This is a genomic window from Exiguobacterium sp. s48 (assembly GCF_018617395.1).
In the GTDB taxonomy this organism is placed as follows: domain Bacteria; phylum Bacillota; class Bacilli; order Exiguobacteriales; family Exiguobacteriaceae; genus Exiguobacterium.
The window spans coordinates 1,421,421-1,437,434 of sequence record NZ_JACSKC010000001.1 but is presented as its reverse complement, the minus strand read 5'-3'; the positions used below and the strand labels follow the sequence as shown (position 1 = coordinate 1,437,434).

Annotated in this window: 18 protein-coding genes; 17 read left to right on the top strand and 1 reads right to left on the bottom strand. The window is 50.6% G+C overall.

Annotation, left to right across the window (positions count from 1 at the left end):
* Positions 1–69 precede the first annotated feature (69 nt).
* From KNO66_RS14995 to KNO66_RS07270, 17 genes are all read left to right on the top strand, one after another.
* On the top strand, positions 70–1,194 hold the full coding sequence (locus KNO66_RS14995) for a sensor histidine kinase (protein WP_214741751.1): 1,125 nt from the start codon (positions 70–72) through the stop codon (positions 1,192–1,194).
* 22 nt (positions 1,195–1,216) lie between these two features.
* On the top strand, positions 1,217–1,909 hold the full coding sequence (locus tag KNO66_RS07345) for a response regulator transcription factor (RefSeq protein ID WP_285800716.1): 693 nt from the start codon (positions 1,217–1,219) through the stop codon (positions 1,907–1,909).
* 95 nt (positions 1,910–2,004) lie between these two features.
* On the top strand, positions 2,005–2,853 hold the full coding sequence (locus KNO66_RS07340) for a DegV family protein (protein ID WP_214741749.1): 849 nt from the start codon (positions 2,005–2,007) through the stop codon (positions 2,851–2,853).
* 45 nt (positions 2,854–2,898) lie between these two features.
* Positions 2,899–3,609: a trehalose operon repressor gene (gene treR, locus KNO66_RS07335; protein WP_214741747.1), complete on the top strand. Its 711-nt coding sequence runs from the start codon at positions 2,899–2,901 to the stop codon at positions 3,607–3,609.
* 202 nt (positions 3,610–3,811) lie between these two features.
* On the top strand, positions 3,812–5,260 hold the full coding sequence (treP, locus tag KNO66_RS07330; RefSeq protein WP_214741745.1) for a PTS system trehalose-specific EIIBC component: 1,449 nt from the start codon (positions 3,812–3,814) through the stop codon (positions 5,258–5,260).
* Positions 5,261–5,342: 82 nt separating this feature from the next.
* Positions 5,343–6,977, top strand: coding sequence for an alpha,alpha-phosphotrehalase (treC, locus tag KNO66_RS07325; protein ID WP_214741737.1), 1,635 nt, complete (start codon positions 5,343–5,345; stop codon positions 6,975–6,977).
* A 121-nt stretch (positions 6,978–7,098) separates the two neighbouring features.
* Entirely contained in the window at positions 7,099–8,256 is a 1,158-nt protein-coding gene (locus tag KNO66_RS07320) for a DEAD/DEAH box helicase family protein (protein WP_214741735.1), read from the top strand.
* Entirely contained in the window at positions 8,253–8,921 is a 669-nt protein-coding gene (locus KNO66_RS07315; protein ID WP_214741734.1) for a ComF family protein, read from the top strand. Before KNO66_RS07320 ends, KNO66_RS07315 begins: the two co-directional genes overlap by 4 nt.
* A gap of 18 nt (positions 8,922–8,939) precedes the next feature.
* The gene (locus KNO66_RS07310) at positions 8,940–9,326 is read left to right on the top strand and encodes a flagellar protein (protein ID WP_214742404.1); all 387 of its coding nucleotides are present in this window, start codon (positions 8,940–8,942) and stop codon (positions 9,324–9,326) included.
* Positions 9,327–9,349: 23 nt separating this feature from the next.
* Positions 9,350–9,601, top strand: a complete 252-nt coding sequence (locus tag KNO66_RS07305; protein ID WP_214741732.1) for a flagellar biosynthesis anti-sigma factor FlgM — start codon at positions 9,350–9,352, stop codon at positions 9,599–9,601.
* A 114-nt stretch (positions 9,602–9,715) separates the two neighbouring features.
* Positions 9,716–10,072 carry a flagellar export chaperone FlgN gene (gene flgN / locus KNO66_RS07300; protein ID WP_214741730.1) on the top strand — a complete coding sequence of 119 codons (357 nt, stop codon included), beginning with the start codon at positions 9,716–9,718 and terminating at the stop codon, positions 10,070–10,072.
* A 12-nt stretch (positions 10,073–10,084) separates the two neighbouring features.
* The gene (gene flgK, locus KNO66_RS07295) at positions 10,085–11,587 is read left to right on the top strand and encodes a flagellar hook-associated protein FlgK (RefSeq protein ID WP_214741728.1); all 1,503 of its coding nucleotides are present in this window, start codon (positions 10,085–10,087) and stop codon (positions 11,585–11,587) included.
* Positions 11,588–11,593: 6 nt separating this feature from the next.
* A complete protein-coding gene (flgL, locus tag KNO66_RS07290; protein ID WP_214741726.1) occupies positions 11,594–12,526 on the top strand; it encodes a flagellar hook-associated protein FlgL in 933 nt (310 codons plus the stop codon).
* Between the two features lie 27 nt (positions 12,527–12,553).
* Positions 12,554–13,108 (top strand): DUF6470 family protein, encoded by a 555-nt coding sequence (locus KNO66_RS07285; protein ID WP_251127317.1) that lies wholly within the window; start codon positions 12,554–12,556, stop codon positions 13,106–13,108.
* 15 nt (positions 13,109–13,123) lie between these two features.
* Complete coding sequence (gene fliW, locus KNO66_RS07280) at positions 13,124–13,561, top strand: flagellar assembly protein FliW (protein WP_214741722.1); 438 nt, start codon at positions 13,124–13,126, stop codon at positions 13,559–13,561.
* Positions 13,561–13,788: a carbon storage regulator CsrA gene (gene csrA, locus KNO66_RS07275; protein WP_012726976.1), complete on the top strand. Its 228-nt coding sequence runs from the start codon at positions 13,561–13,563 to the stop codon at positions 13,786–13,788. The genes fliW and csrA overlap by 1 nt, the downstream gene beginning before the upstream one ends.
* 94 nt (positions 13,789–13,882) lie before the next feature.
* Positions 13,883–14,938, top strand: coding sequence for a GGDEF domain-containing protein (locus tag KNO66_RS07270; RefSeq protein WP_214741720.1), 1,056 nt, complete (start codon positions 13,883–13,885; stop codon positions 14,936–14,938).
* 55 nt (positions 14,939–14,993) lie between these two features.
* On the opposite strand, the gene KNO66_RS07265 is transcribed toward KNO66_RS07270, so the two are convergent.
* A complete protein-coding gene (locus tag KNO66_RS07265) occupies positions 14,994–15,908 on the bottom strand; it encodes a YitT family protein (RefSeq protein WP_214741718.1) in 915 nt (304 codons plus the stop codon).
* Between the last annotated feature and the right edge of the window lie 106 nt (positions 15,909–16,014).

The window sequence follows — 16,014 nt, the reverse complement described above, 5'->3', positions numbered from 1 at the left end:
ACCTGCTAGTAGTGGACGATATATAAGAATAGATGAGGATTAACTACCGAACTATTAGGGGATGGCATCGTGAATCATATTACCGATCGGACAGCTTTAGAACATATCATAACAAATATGATTGAAACGGTGACGGAAAGTAAAGAGGAGATCGTCCGTATAACCGAAAGTTCTGCAACTGAATATTCAGCAATTCAAAACGAGTTAAAAGAATTGACGGATAAAATCGAGTTCTATATCGGGGAGTCCGATCGACTCGACCGACTCGTGAAAGCTGCAAAGGCGAAGCTCGTTCAAGTGAGTAAGAAGTTTCATATACATAGTGAGCAAGAAATTCGTGACGCATATGAACGGGCGAATCAAATGCAACTCGAACGATTTCTCGTCCAAAAAGAAGAGATGGCGGCTCAGCAACGGCGGAACGACTTAGAGCGTCGGCTGCTCATTTTAGAGGACACGATCGAGCGTGCCGAAAAATTGATCGGTCGTGTGAGCGTCGTCTTGAACTTTTTACGGGACGACCTGCAGCAAGAGTATTCGGACATGATGAAGAAGCAAGAGATGGCCATCGGTGTATTCGAAGCGGCCGAGCGCGAACGACGTCATCTCGCCCGCGAGATGCATGACGGCCCAGCGCAATCGCTTGCTCATATTTTGATTCGGGCCGACCTGATTGAAAAGACGTTCGATAAACGAGGAAAAGATGAAGCTTTTGCCGAATTACATGAATTGAAAAAACTGATTCGTGGGGCACTCGTCGACGTCCGTCGTTTGATTTATGATTTACGCCCGATGTCGCTTGACGATTTAGGCTTTTTACCGACGCTCGAGCGTTACCTCCACCAAACGGAAGAGTACACGGCCATCAAGACACGTCTCAATTACCGGGGGTCACGTGCCCGTTTGCCGGAGAAGCTCGAGATCAACGTGTTCCGTCTCGTTCAAGAATCCGTACAAAACGCGATCAAACATGCCAAAACGGCAGAGATTATCGTCAATGTCGAACAGGCGAGCGATGTGATTCATATTCACGTCCGCGACTATGGTGTCGGGTTTGAACCGAGTGCAATCGGCGAAGAGTCGTTTGGCATCGTCGGAATGCGCGAACGGATTGAGTTGGTGAACGGAAGCATCAGCATTGACTCGGAAGTCGGCAAAGGGACGGTCGTCCGGATGTCGATTCCGATTTCGTGAGAGAACAAGGGGGAAGACATACATGGAAATGACACAGACACGCATTGCAATCGTGGATGATCACGAACTGTTCCGCGAGGGATTGAAGCGGATCTTTGATTTAGAAGATGAATTTAAGGTTGTCGCCGAAGGACGGACGGGTCGCGAAGCGATTCGCATCGCAGGCGAGCAGAAACCAGAGATTTTGATTATGGATATCAATATGCCGGACATGAACGGGATCGAGGCGACGAAACAACTGTCACTCTTGTCACCGGAGACACGTGTCCTTATCCTTTCGATCCATGATGATGAGTCGTATATCACGCATGCGCTTGAAGCGGGTGCGTCAGGGTTTTTATTGAAGGAAGTGGCATCGACAGAATTGATTTCGGCAGTCCGTGCCGTCGCACGGGACGGGGCGTACCTTCATCCGAAAGTAACAACGAACGTGTTGAAAGAGTACCGTCGTCTTTTACAATTCAAAGGGGAGCAAGCAGGTCGTGGTGTCGAGAGTCGTACGGATGACCCGGTCTATCAATTGTTGTCGCGCCGTGAGGTTGAGGTGTTGCACCTTCTCGCAGACGGGCGCTCGAACCGAGACATCAGTGACATGCTCTTTATTAGTGAGAAGACAGTCAAAAACCACGTCTCTTCTGTCCTTCGCAAAATGGACGTAAACGACCGGACGCAAGCCGTCGTCGATGCGATTCGCCGGGGTTGGGTCGAGATTTGAGCGTCACCGATGCTTTACATCGTTTTTGTGTTACAATATGGAATGGAATCCTAACATAATTGGAAAAATGAAACGACGTAAAGTGAGGATATAGTATGGGAAACATTGCGATTTTAACCGACAGTACCGCCTATCTGTCGGATGATTTTTTGGCGCGGCATGACGTCCATGTCGCACCACTCAGTGTCATCTTCGATGGCGCGTCGTACCGTGAATCGGTGGATTTATCGACCGAGGCGTTTTATGAGCGAATCGAGGCGGGCAACCTGCCGACGACGTCACAACCGGTCATCGGAGAAACGGTCGAATTGATTGAGAACTTGCCGGATGACGTGACCGACGTGATCGCGATCACGCTCTCGAGCGGCATCAGCGGAACGTACCAATCGATGGTCGCGTTAAATGATATGGTCGATGTGACCGTTCATGCGTTTGACTCAGAGATTTCGTGTATGCCGCAAGCATTTCTTGTCGAAGAGGCACTTCACCTTCGTGACACAGGTGCGACACCGGAAGAAATCATCGCTCGTCTGGAGACGGTCCGTGATTCGATTCGTGCCTACTTCGTCGTCGATGACCTCGCTCATCTGCAACGCGGTGGACGATTGAGCGCAGCGCAAGCGCTCGTCGGTTCATTCTTACAAATCAAGCCGGTCCTTCACTTCCAAGACAAATTGATCGTCCCGTTCGAGAAGATTCGGACGTACAAGAAAGCCGTACGTCGAATCGAAGAGATGATGGACGAATCGATTGCCGGGGATGGCGAAGGCTACTGCATCGGTATCATTCACGCCAACTGTCCGGAGCGTCAGGCGGAAGAAATCGCTTCGATGAAACAGAAGTTCCCGAAAGCACACATCTCGGGGAGCCATTTTGGTCCGGTCATCGGAACACATCTTGGACCTGGTGCAATCGGTATCACCTGGTATCGTCGCGAATGGTAAGAGAGACGACCGTTTAAGGTCGTCTTTTTCAATGGAGGAGGGAATGTGATGGCGAAATACCGCCAAATCTTTGAGCGCCTGGCAGAAGAGATGCGAAACGGCACGAGACCCGCTGACTCAAAACTTCCGTCGGAGACCGAGTTGATGCATCAGTTCGAGGCCAGCCGGGGGACGGTTCGGAAAGCGCTCGATCTGTTACAGGAAAACGGGTATGTCCGGAAGCATCACGGAAAAGGCGTGTTCGTGTTGAAACGAGACCAGATCGAGTTTCAATTCAACGGCATCGTCAGTTTCTCGGAAGTGTACGCGAGCATGCTCGGTCGTTCCATTCAGACCCATGTCGCTTCGTTTGAAGAGATGGAAGCCCCGACTTGGCTCGCCGAACGGATGAACTTGGCGGCAGGGACGCGCGTGTTTCGCATCGAACGGGTTCGAAACTTTGACGGGGAGAACGTCATCTTAGATATCAACTATTTCGTCAAAGACCTCGTTCCTGGATTGACAGAAGAGATTGCGGCTCGTTCGATTTATGGATATATCGAAGGCGAGCTCGGCCTACAGATCAGTTATGCCAAACGGAAGATTGCAGCTGAGGACGTGACGGAACTCGACCGGAAGCGACTCGACTTGCATGACTATGAATATGTCATCGTCATCACGAACGATACGTTCTTATATGAAGGACAACAATTTGAATACACGGAGTCACGTCACCGGTTGGACAAGTTCCAGTTCAGTGACGTCGCCCGTCGGTAAACCTCTTTCGTACAGGAAGAGGTTTTTTGTTTGACCGAAGTCGACACAGGGAAAATTTAACAGTAAATCACGAGACAAAACCTTCACGTATAACTTATCTATATGAGTTGTTGACTTAACTTATATAGATAAGTTATACTTTGTTTGTACTCATAAGTAACCGTTTTCATTTATAGTTTTCAAACAAAGGAGGACATTCAACATGAAGGCAGATTATCGTCAAATTGCCGCTGAGATCTTAGACGCGATCGGAGGCAAAGACAACGTGGACAAGGCCGCACACTGTGTGACGCGTCTCCGTCTCTCTCTTAAAGATCAATCAAAAGTCAACGAGGCACGTGTGAAAGAAATCGATCTCGTCAAAGGGGCGTTCGAGAACTCCGGCGTGTATCAGATCGTTATTGGAGCCGGCGATGTCGATCGCGTCTATGCCGAGTTCATCAAGCTCGCCGGACTTGAGGCGGCAACGGTCGCCGAGGTCAAATCCGCGGGCGGCAAAAAAATGAATCCGCTTCAAAAACTCGTCAAAGTCTTCTCTGACGTCTTTATGCCGATCATTCCAGCCATCATCGTGGCCGGTCTCCTCATGGGGATCAACAACTTACTCGCTTCAGAAGGTCTATTCATCGACGGAAAGACACTCATCGAGGCGTATCCAAACTTACAAGGACTTTGGGATCTCATTAACATGATGGCGAACACGTCATTCGTCTTCTTACCGGCACTCGTCGGTTGGTCGGCGACGAAACGTTTCGGCGGGAGCGAAGTACTCGGGATCGTCATGGGTCTCTTGCTCGTTCACCCGGACCTCTTGAACGCATGGGGCTACGGGACGGCGGCACTTGAAGGAGAAGTACCGACGTTCAATATCCTCGGACTCTTCGAAATCGAGAAAGTCGGCTATCAAGGTCAAATCTTGCCGGTCCTCGCCGCAGCCTATATCTTGAGCCAAATCGAGATGTTCTTGAAAAAACGTGTACCGAACGCCATTCAACTCTTGGTCGTGCCGATCACAACAATCGTCGTCACTGGATTCCTTGCACTCGCAATCGTTGGACCGGTCACACGCGGAATCGGGAATGTGATCGCGACAGGACTCGTCAACACGTTTGAAGCCGTACCGGTCGTCGGGGCACTCCTCTTCGGATTGTTCTACGCGCCGCTCGTCGTCACAGGGATGCACCACTTGTTCATCGCCATCGACCTTCAGTTGATCGCCGATACAGGCGGTACGTTCATCTGGCCGATGATCGCACTCTCAAACATCGCCCAAGGTTCGGCCGCACTCGCGATGTTCTTCGTCTACAAACACAATGCGAAACAAAAGAGCATGGCGTCGACTTCAGCCATCTCGGCTTACTTCGGAATTACGGAGCCGGCCATGTTCGGGGTCAACTTACCAAATAAATTCCCGTTCTATTCAGCCATGATCGGGTCAGCGATCGCTGCCATCTTCATCACATTGAACGATGTTCAAGCCATCGCCATCGGAGTCGGAGGGCTCCCTGGATTCCTCTCCATTTTCACAGATAAGATCCTTCTCTTCATCGTAGGCATGGTCATCGCGATCATCGTACCGTTCGCGCTCACATTCATCTTGTCGAAGCGCTACATGAAAAAAGGTGAAATCGAAGAAAATAAAGTCGCATAAGCATTGACTCGGGAGGGAGGGACGGCAGTTCTTCCCTCTTTCTTATTGAAATGAAAACTCTTACAAAAAGGAGATGTCGTTGATGACACAGAAAAATTGGCGCAAATCAGTCGTCTATCAAATTTACCCGAAAAGCTTTTACAGTCCGGAAGGGAATGCGACCGGATCAATCAAAGGGGTGACGGCGAAGCTGGATTATTTGGCAGAACTCGGCATCGAATACATTTGGATGACACCTGTCTATCAGTCACCTCAACACGATAACGGCTATGATGTGAGTGATTACTATGCCATCGACCCGTCTTACGGGACGATGGAAGACCTCGACGAATTGATTCGTGAAGCAGAGGCGCGGGGCATCGGCCTTATGATGGACATCGTCGTCAACCACTCGTCGACCGAGCACGAATGGTTCCAAAAATCATTGGCAGGAGACGAGCGGTACCGTGACTATTACATCTGGCGTGACGAACCAACGAACTGGGAGTCCAAGTTCGGAGGGAATGCGTGGGAATATGATGAGAAGAGCGGACAATACTACCTTCACTTGTTCGACGTGACCCAGGCCGACCTGAACTGGGAGAATGAACAGATGCGCGAGGACGTCTACGAGATGATGCGATTCTGGCGTAAAAAAGGAATCAAAGGATTCCGTCTCGACGTCATCAACCTCATTTCAAAAGAACAGGACTTCCCGGAAGATAAGTCGGACGGTCGCAAGTTCTATACGGACGGTCCACGCATCCACGAATATTTAAAAGAGATGAACCGGGAAGTATTCGACGGGCACGACGTCATCACGGTCGGGGAGATGTCTTCGACGACGCTCGACCACTGCGTCCGCTATTCAAACCCGGATGAGAACGAGCTCAGCATGACGTTCAGCTTCCACCACTTGAAAGTCGACTATCCGAATGGAGAGAAGTTCGTCGCGGCGCCGTTCGACTTCATTCAATTAAAAAACATCATGTCGACGTGGCAACAAGGGATGCACGGGAAAGGATGGAACGCCATCTTCTGGTGCAACCACGACCAACCGCGTGTCGTCAGCCGTTTCGGGAACGACACGAACCACCGCGTCGAGAGCGCGAAGATGCTTGCGACAGTGCTCCATGGCCTTCAAGGGACACCGTACATCTATCAAGGGGAAGAAATTGGGATGACGAATCCCGGCTTCGACTCGCTCGACGAGTATCGGGATATCGAGACGCTCAACATCTATAAGTTGAAGCGGGAAGAGGGCGTGTCGCATGAAGACATGATGGCCGCCATCAAACAGAAGTCACGCGACAACTCGCGGACACCGATGCAGTGGGATGCGACGACGCATGCCGGCTTCACGAGTGGCACGCCGTGGATCAACGTGGCACCGAACTATGAGGACGTGAACGTCGAGACGGCGCTCCTTGACCCGAACTCGGTGTTCTACCACTACAAGAACTTGATTGCGTTACGAAAAGAACTTGACGTCTTGACGGACGGGGACTATACGCTCCTTACGCCTGATTCGTTAGACGTTTGGGCATATACACGGAAGACCGACCGCGAGGAGCTTCTCGTCGTCGCCAACTTCTATGGAACCGAAACGACGTACACGATTCCGGAAGGTTTCGAGCAGGTGAGCGTTGTCAGCCACAACTACGACGTGCCTGAGCTCGACGGGACGACGTTGTCCCTTCGTCCGTACGAGGCAATCATGTTCTACAAACAGAAGTAACAGATGGGACCCGACGCTTTCGTCGGGTCCTATTTGTGTAATGGGTCTATGTTGTCTTAGATAAGTCGAATCGCATTCATATAGCCGTTTTGGTAGCGTGAGGACAAAAAGGAGTAAAGTCATGGGAGAACTCATCGTCGCTCAGGCAGGAAAACGGGCCATCCGCTTCGGCATTTGCCAACGCTGCCTCAGCACAGACGTTCGGACGTTCACTTGTCATCACGGAAGTTGTGCCTATTGTCGAAATTGTCTATACCTCGGGCGTGTCTGTCGCTGTGATTATCTAGAGGAGCGGGACATCACGACACCTCTCGAAACGACCGATTTGACGATGCCGTTCGAGCTCGCCCCCGACCAAACGCGGGTCGCGAATCGCTTGCTCACGTGGTGGGACGAACGAAAGACGGGGCTCGTGCATGCGGTGTGCGGGGCTGGTAAGACGGAGATGACGTTCCCGGTGATTGAGCGGGTCGTCAATGAAGGGAAGCGTGTACTGATTGTGTCCCCGCGGAAAGATGTCGCCATCGAATGGGTGGAACGACTTGAACGAGCATTCACCGTGCCTGTCACGAGGCGATACGGGGGCGGGGATAAAGACTCCATCGGGATGATCACGGTGGCGACCGCGCCGTTACTCATGAATGTACGGGACGTCTTCGATTATGTGGTCGTCGATGAGTCCGATGCCTTCCCGTTTGCCTTTGACGTGGCGCTATGGAATACGATTCGGCGTGCCGGGAGAGGTGTCTTCTTATTCATCACGGCGACCCCGACCGTTTGGCAGCAGTTGTTTCCGACGGTTTATCTGTCGCGTCGCTATCACGGATTTGATTTGCCGGTCCCGACACTCGTCAAACAGTCCGACGAGCGACTCATAGCCTTATGTCGACGTCACGCCTTGAAACCACGTCTCTTGTTCGTCCCAACGAAGGCTGACTTGGAGCGGTACCGCGAGACGTTAGAAGGTGCGGGACTAACCTGTCGGACAGTATCGGCCGAGACCGAGGAGCGGACCGACGCCCTTCACTGGCTCCAAGAGACGAACGGGGTCGTCCTTGCGACCTCGATTTGGGAGCGGGGGATGACGGTCCGGGATGTACAGGTCGGGGTACTTGAGAGCGAACATCGTCTCTTCTCGACACGGGGTCTCATTCAGATGGCAGGTCGGGCGGGGCGGAAACCGGACGCGCCGACAGGAGAGGTCTGTTTCTTTTACAAGGAGCGGACGTTTCGTCAAGATGTTGCCATCCGGAAGATCAAGGAGGCGAATCGGCGATGAAATGTCTTCTTTGTCATGAGTCGATGACCGTCCCGTGGACCCCTGCCACATTATGGCGACGTGACTGGGTGTGTCCTTCGTGCGAGTCAAAACTGACGCCGCTCGGGACGGGTTGCCCACGCTGTGGTCAACCGAATGAGACTGGTGAAACGTGTTCGGACTGCATCCGTTGGCTTGCGCTCGGTCTCGATTTGATAGTCCGCTGCATATACGCATACGATGAGGCAGGGATTAACTGGCTACATCGCTTTAAATTCAGTGGGGATGTCGTCATCGCCTCATCGGTCGCGCCAGCGCTTCGGGCATTACGTTCATCTAACGTGACCTATGTTCCGATTCCAGTGAGTAGGGAGCGGCTTCAGATACGTCGCTTCAATCAGGCAGAGGTACTCGCACGATGTATCGGTCCGACGCGACAGCTTCTCGAAAAAACGGAGGTTTCAAGTCAACGTGAACTCGGGAAAGAAGGAAGACGACACCGAACGAATCCTTTCACTGTACCAACTTCAGTGAAATGTGGGAAAATCATTCTTGTAGACGACGTCTATACGACGGGGACGACCCTTCAACAGGCGGCATTTTCGTTGCGACAGGCAGGTGCATCAGAAGTTTCTGCGATTTGCTTATTTCGAGCGCTAAACAAATCGAAATCGCGTCCGATATAAAGAGCAGAGGTGAAACCAATGGATGCAGCAACTTGCCAAATGTGTGGACGTTTGTTTATGAAACAGAGTCGTTCACCGTATTGTCCATCATGTAATGAGGTTGATTATAAGAACTTTTTAAAAGTTCGTGACTTCATTCGTGAGCCAGCCAACAAACAAACGACCATCGGAGGTCTTGTCGAAGCGACGGGAATCTCTGAACTTGATATCACGCGGTATATCCATGAAGGACGCTTGATTATCAAGGACAACCCGGCGCTTGCCATCAGCTGCGTCCGTTGTGGTCAGCCGACGAACGAAGGGAAAATTTGTTCGAACTGCCAGAGAGATATGCAGAAGGAACTGTCTAGTCTACAGGATAGCTTGAAGAAACAGTCAAGTGTCCGCGCTTATCGTTTGGATTAACATCATGAAGAGGGGGAAGACGCATGCGCATCGATTCAGCCAAGTGGGTACATTTACCGAACACTTATGAAAAGAAAACGCAAGTCGAGCCGAAGCCCGCGCAATCACGCCAAACGGACCAATTGTCAATCTCGGCGGAAGCTCGCGCCCGGTTTGAAGAACCGGTGAAACATCCGGATCGTCTCGCAAAAATCGACGCTTTGAAAGCAGAGATTGATACGGGCACGTATTCACGGGACGCGCGTGAAATCGCTAAACGCTTTCTACAAGGATGAATGGAAGCGAGGTCCGTTTGAGGCCTTCGCACTGAATAACATGGCACGGAAGCTGACTAAATAAGGGGTACCCCTTTCTTTAGTCGGCTCTTTTTTTGAAAAAAGGAGAGACTCATGCTCACATTACATAAACGGTTACTCGAATTGGCCTATGCAAAAGAACAGCAACTCATTCAAAATGACATGGCGGCATTTAGCGCGCTCGTCAAAGAAGAAGCGAAACTCGTCCGACAAATTTCACAAAAAGAAGCGGAACGACTTCAAGGGACGTATGAATTGGACGATGAAGAGATAGAGGAATTGAGACCGGTCTTGTTCGAGTTGAAGCGACAGAACGAATTGAACGCGACACTGCTCGAACAATCCCTTCGTTATATTACCTGGCATTTAGACATGCTCATGCCGGAAGCAGATGATTTCACATACGGACAACAAGCATTCGAAACACGCTCGTTCAGCCGTGACGTTTAAGGAGGAAGTGTAATGGGTTCAACATTTATGGGATTGGAGACGGCACGCCGCAGTCTCTCGACACACCAATGGGCGCTTCAAGCGACTGGGAATAACGTGGCGAACGCCTCGAATCCTGGCTATTCACGCCAACGACTCACACTTGGGATGACCGAACAGCTCTCGGTCAACTTCGGAGGAACGAAAGCCGGACAATTTGGGACCGGCGTACGCGGAGAGACGCTCGCTCGGATTCGTGATCTCATGATCGATCAACAGTATCGTGACGAGTCGGTGAAGAACGCCTTCTATGCGACGAAAGAAGCGGCGTTCGGTCGAATGGAAGACATCATCAACGAACCCTCAGAGAATGGTCTCGCTAAATCGCTTGACTTGTTCTGGGCCTCGCTTCAAGACTTGTCAGTCAATCCAGATGATACTGGGGCGAGAAGCGTGGTTCGACAGAGAGCATTGACGTTGACTCAAACATTCAATTACTTGTCATCTTCGTTATCCAAAGTGCAGGATGACTTAAAGACTGAAGCTGGCGTTGTCACAAAAAAAATCAACGACTTGTTGACGAAAATCGGTGATGTCAACCGTCAAATCGGGGATGCGGAACCACTCGGGGTTCTACCGAATGAACTATATGATGAGCGCGACCGCTACATGGATGAATTATCACAGTATGTCGAATTCGAACGAGTGCCGGTCGATTACCTAAATGGGGAAACACGCGGGAATTCGCAACGTGTCGCGGAAGGGCGGATTGATATTCGCTTGACGATTGGTGGAACAGAAGTGACACTCGTGGATGGTCTTACAGGCGGAGTTGGTAAGATTGAAGATATGTCATTAACGAATGCTGCAGGGGGGACATCAACTCTGACATTTACCGACCTACCAAATGGTAAATGGAAAGCCCTCGTGGACATGTATGGTTCATCTACCGGTACAGAAGCACATGACGGAGCTTTCACCAAAATGTTGAAAGATTTAGATGCCATGTCACAAGAATTTACGACTGCGTTTAATGATTTGCACAAGACTTTTTACGATGGAAATGTACAAGACAACCCTCGTCAAACCGGTATTGACTTCTTTATTGTCGGTGATGCGAAAACCGTAACGGTTAATCCGGTAATTTTATCGAATTTGAACTTAATTGCTATCTCAAAAGATCAAAACATTGGAGACGGCAGTGGGGCTCTTGAATTGGCGAACTTGAAACATGCACAAATCACGTTTACAGGCGCATCGACGACAGCAACCACTTCAATTGGTAAATTTTATCAAAATGTCATCGGGAACATGGCAGTCGAGGCGAGCCAAAATGCGAATCTCGCCAAGAGTACATTCGCCCTGTTGAGCAGTTCAGACCAGCGTCGTCAGTCGGTCAGTGCCGTCTCGCTCGATGAAGAGATGACGATGATGATTCAATATCAGCACGCCTATAATGCGGCGGCACGTAACATCACGGCCGTCGATGAAATGTTAGACAAAATCATTAACGGCATGGGTGTCGTAGGGAGGTAATGACTGATGCGTGTCACACAGACAATGCTCACACAAACGAACTTGAAGCATTTATCAAGTAGCTACAACACACTCGCTCGCGTCCAGGAACAACTTATTAGTGGAAAACGGATTCAAAAAGCATCAGAGGACCCAGTCGTCGCGATGCAAGGGATTCGTTACCGAACTGAGGTGCGTGAAGTCGACCAATTCCGACGAAACGTCAGCGAGGCGACGAGCTGGATGGATTTGACGGACTCGACGTTGAATGAGGTTACGGAAGCCGTAAAACGGATTCGTGAATTGACGACGCAAGCAGCGAACGATACGTATGAATCATCGCAACGCGCCATCATCAAGAGTGAGGTCGATCAGTTGATTGAACATATCGGTTCTCTCGCCAACTCGAAGGCGGGCGAGAAGTATATTTACAACGGGACGAAAACTGATAAACCCTTGATCAATGTAGATCAGTTAAAAGCATATTTGGCAAATCCGACGGGATCTGTCGATTCGATTTACGAGAGTGGAACGGCACCGACAGCAAGCGGGAAAATCGAATTCGAAGTGTCAAAAGGGATTACGGTGCAAGTGAATATGCAACCAGAGACGGTTTTTGGTAAAGAGTTGTTTGAAGGTCTTCATAAATTGAGCACACTTTTGAACGATCCAACGACTGCTGGGGCAGACCTTTCAGCTGAACTCGATACGCTCGATACACTCGGTCAAAGTTTGATCACAGAGCGCGCCGAACTCGGTGCCCGTGCGAATCGATTGGAGCTCGTCGATAACCGTCTACAAGACCATGAGATTATCGCCAAGACGATCATGTCTGATAACGAAGATATCGATGTGGAGAAAGTCATCATGGAGCTGAAGTCTCATGAGACCGTTCATCGTGCGGCGCTTTCTGCAGGTGCGCGCATCATTCAACCGACGCTCCTCGATTTCTTACGGTAATCGGTCATGAATCTCGCGAGACTTGAGATGCGGCAGACATTTGCCGCAATCCAAATGACATCCAATCGGCCCGTGCTCGAGATGCGTCAAGGGCGGGCTGACCTGTCGATTCAACAAGGCAAAGCCGAGATAACGCAACAGACGACACCGGGAAAGCTTGAGGTCGACTCATCGGTGGCGAGAAGTGAGAGCAACCTGAAAGGCGTGCTTGAACTCGGGAAATACCTCGGTCAGATGGGGGAGAAAGGTGCCCATGAGGCGATGGCGAACATCGCCCGGGACGGGGACCGTCTGATGCGCATCGAGAACGGGAATCCGATTCCATCGATGGCAGCGGAGAAGGTGAACGACCCGTATCCGATTGTCGAGATGGGCTATATGCCAAAATCGATTGATCGTGTCAAGTTGACGTATACGCCGGCGAATGTAAAAATCGAGTGGAATATCACGCCACCCCAAATTGATGTATCGCTCACGCCAGCCGATATTTCGTTCACGCCATGGACGACGGACATCTCGCTCCGTCAACAGGCGTCACTCGAAATATGGCCGGTCGGCGGGATGTATGATGAAACGCGTTGAAAGTGAGGACAATCCATGTTCATTGAAACAGACTACTTTGGCAAGATTGAAATAAACGAAGCGGAGACGATCACATTCGTCAGTGAGATCCCGGGGTTCCCGGATTCGAAGACATTCGTGTTGATCCCGTATGGCGAGGAGTTACCGTTCTGGTCGCTTCAGTCAATCGAGGAACAAGCGTGTGCGTTCGTCGTGACAAATCCATTCTGGCATAAGTCGGACTATGCGTTCGAATTGTCGGATGGCGCGAAAGATCAACTCGGAATCGAAGAGGCGGAACACGTCTCAGTCTATTCCATCGTCACGCTCCGTGAACCGTTCGAATCGTCGACGCTCAACTTGAAGGCACCGATTGTCATTGAGACGAAGGAACGTCGTGGGAAACAAGTCATACTAGACGATGCGTATCCGGCCCGATATCCGCTCGGTGGCACGAAAGCGGAGGTGCGCTAATGCTCGTATTGAAACGAAAACAAGGTGAGGCCATCCATATCGGGGACGACGTGACGCTCACGGTACTCGCTATCGAAGGCGACCAGGTGAAGCTCGGGATCGATGCCCCACGTCATATCGATATCCACCGTCATGAAGTGTACATTCAAATGCAAGAAGAGAACGAGTCGGCACGAAATAGCGCCAACTTAATGAAGCAGATGATTCAGAAGCAGTCGGAAGCGTGAGCTTTCGACTTTTTTTCATAATTGTGGAACCTAAGGGTGACATTTTTCATCGAGTTGGGATAGGATGGAAACGGATAGGGAGGGAGGAGAATCTGTGGGAATCGTTATCAACCATTTTGTCATCAATATCAGTCTTATCTTTTTATTCATGTCGCTCACACTCTATGTGATGCGGACGGTCTTACCGATTCAACCGACTTCCCCGTTATTCGTACGATTTTGGTTCGGGGTATCGAACGGGTTGACGGCAATCCTGTTGACGATCAATGCCATCGAACTTGGTGAAGCGCGCATTGACTTACGTCTGATTCCGATCGCCTTAGCCGCGACGTTCGTAGGACCGTTCGGGGCAATGGTCACTCTAGGACTCATCTTTATCGGTCGGATGACGATTCACGGGATGAGCGCTCCATTCATCGATGCCGTTCTCATGTTTGTTGTCTTTTTCTTGTTTTCCCTCTTGATGTCTCGTGTACCCTTCAGCCGTGGAAGAGGATATGCCACGTATATCGGATTCGGTGCACTACTTGTTTTGATCCGTGTGACCGGAAGTGTGGATGCTGAGGTGTTCGTGAAAGTGTTCATCCCGTATTTTCTAATGCTCTCACTGGGGGCCTGGCTCTGTTATTGGGCCGCAAAGAAAATCGAGACGCACCTATGGATGTTTCTTCTCCATACGCACCGGGCGACCATCGATGAATTGACGGGGCTTCCGAATCGGTATCGGACGTTAGAGCAAATGAACGACATGGAAATGTCCGGGAAGCCATGGACATTACTCGTCATCGATGTCGATCATTTCAAACAGTTGAATGATACATATGGACACTTGGCAGGAGACGCGGCGCTACGTCATATCGGACAAACGTTGGAGAGACATCGTCCATCGTCCGGATTTGTTGGACGCTATGGAGGAGAAGAGTTCTTGCTTGTCATCGAAGGGAATGAAGAGATGGCGAAGGTGGCAGAAGACATCGTGCACACGGTTCGCCACACGATGTTCGAATTTCAAGGTGAACGCATTCCGATGACCGTCTCCGTCGGGGTAGCGGTCGCAGGGCATGAACCGAGCATGGTTGTGTTTGAACGGGCAGATGCAGCATTATACGAAGCAAAACGAAATGGACGGGATCAAGTGAAGTTTGCATAAAAATCCCCTATAACCGTTGGCAATGATGGTCCAGCGGTTATAGGGGATTTCACGTTTAGTGAATATTTTTCTTCTTGAACTGACCGCCGCGGACGTCGTGAATGTTGCCGATGGCGAGGAAGGCTTTTTCGTCATAATCGTCCAAAATATCTTTCAGTTTCGTCTCTTCGAGTCGGCTGATGACTGTGAAGACGACTTTTTTTCCGTCACCCGTGTAGGCACCTTCTCCATGAAGATACGTCACACCACGACCGAGCCGGTCCATGATGGCCTGTCCGATATCGTCAGGTGCGGACGTGATAATCCACGCCGCTTTCGATTGATCAATCCCTTCTAAGACGACATCGATTGTTTTGAAGGCGATAAAGTATGTGAGGAGTGAGTACATGGCACGGTCCCAACTGAAAACGAAACCGGCTGTCCCGAGGATGAAGATGTTGAAGAACATGACAATCTCGCCGACGGAGAACGGCAACCGGTTCGTGAAGGCGACGGCGAGAATCTCCGTTCCATCGAGCGACCCCCCTGCACGGATGACGAGGCCGATTCCGGCACCTAGTAAGAAGCCGCCGAAGACAGTCGACAAAAGGAGGTCGTCTGTGAACGGGTTGATGTTATGCAGGACGATGGTGAAACCGGACATAAGTAAGATGGCCGTCAACGTGACGACGGCAAACGTTTTCCCGATTTGCCGATACCCGAAGTAGATGAACGGCAAATTGAAGAGGACGAGCCAGATGGCCAGCTTCGTTTCGGTCAGGTACGACACGATGATTGACACACCGACGATACCGCCGTCGATGATCTGATTCGGTACGAGGAACGCTTCCAAGCCGACCGCGAAAACAAGAGAACCGAGCAATAAGAGGACCACTTTCGCAAACAGTTCGGACGCCTTGATCGGATTATGTTCGCGCCTTAAGCGCTGCACTTCCTCCGGTGTCGGGGAAGGCATTGGTGTACGCTGCATACATGGTGCCCCCTTTCCATTTCCTTCAGTATACCAAATGATGCGAAGCGACAATCATTTACGACAGAGAATCTGACATGAATATTCAGAATTGATGAATGATTCT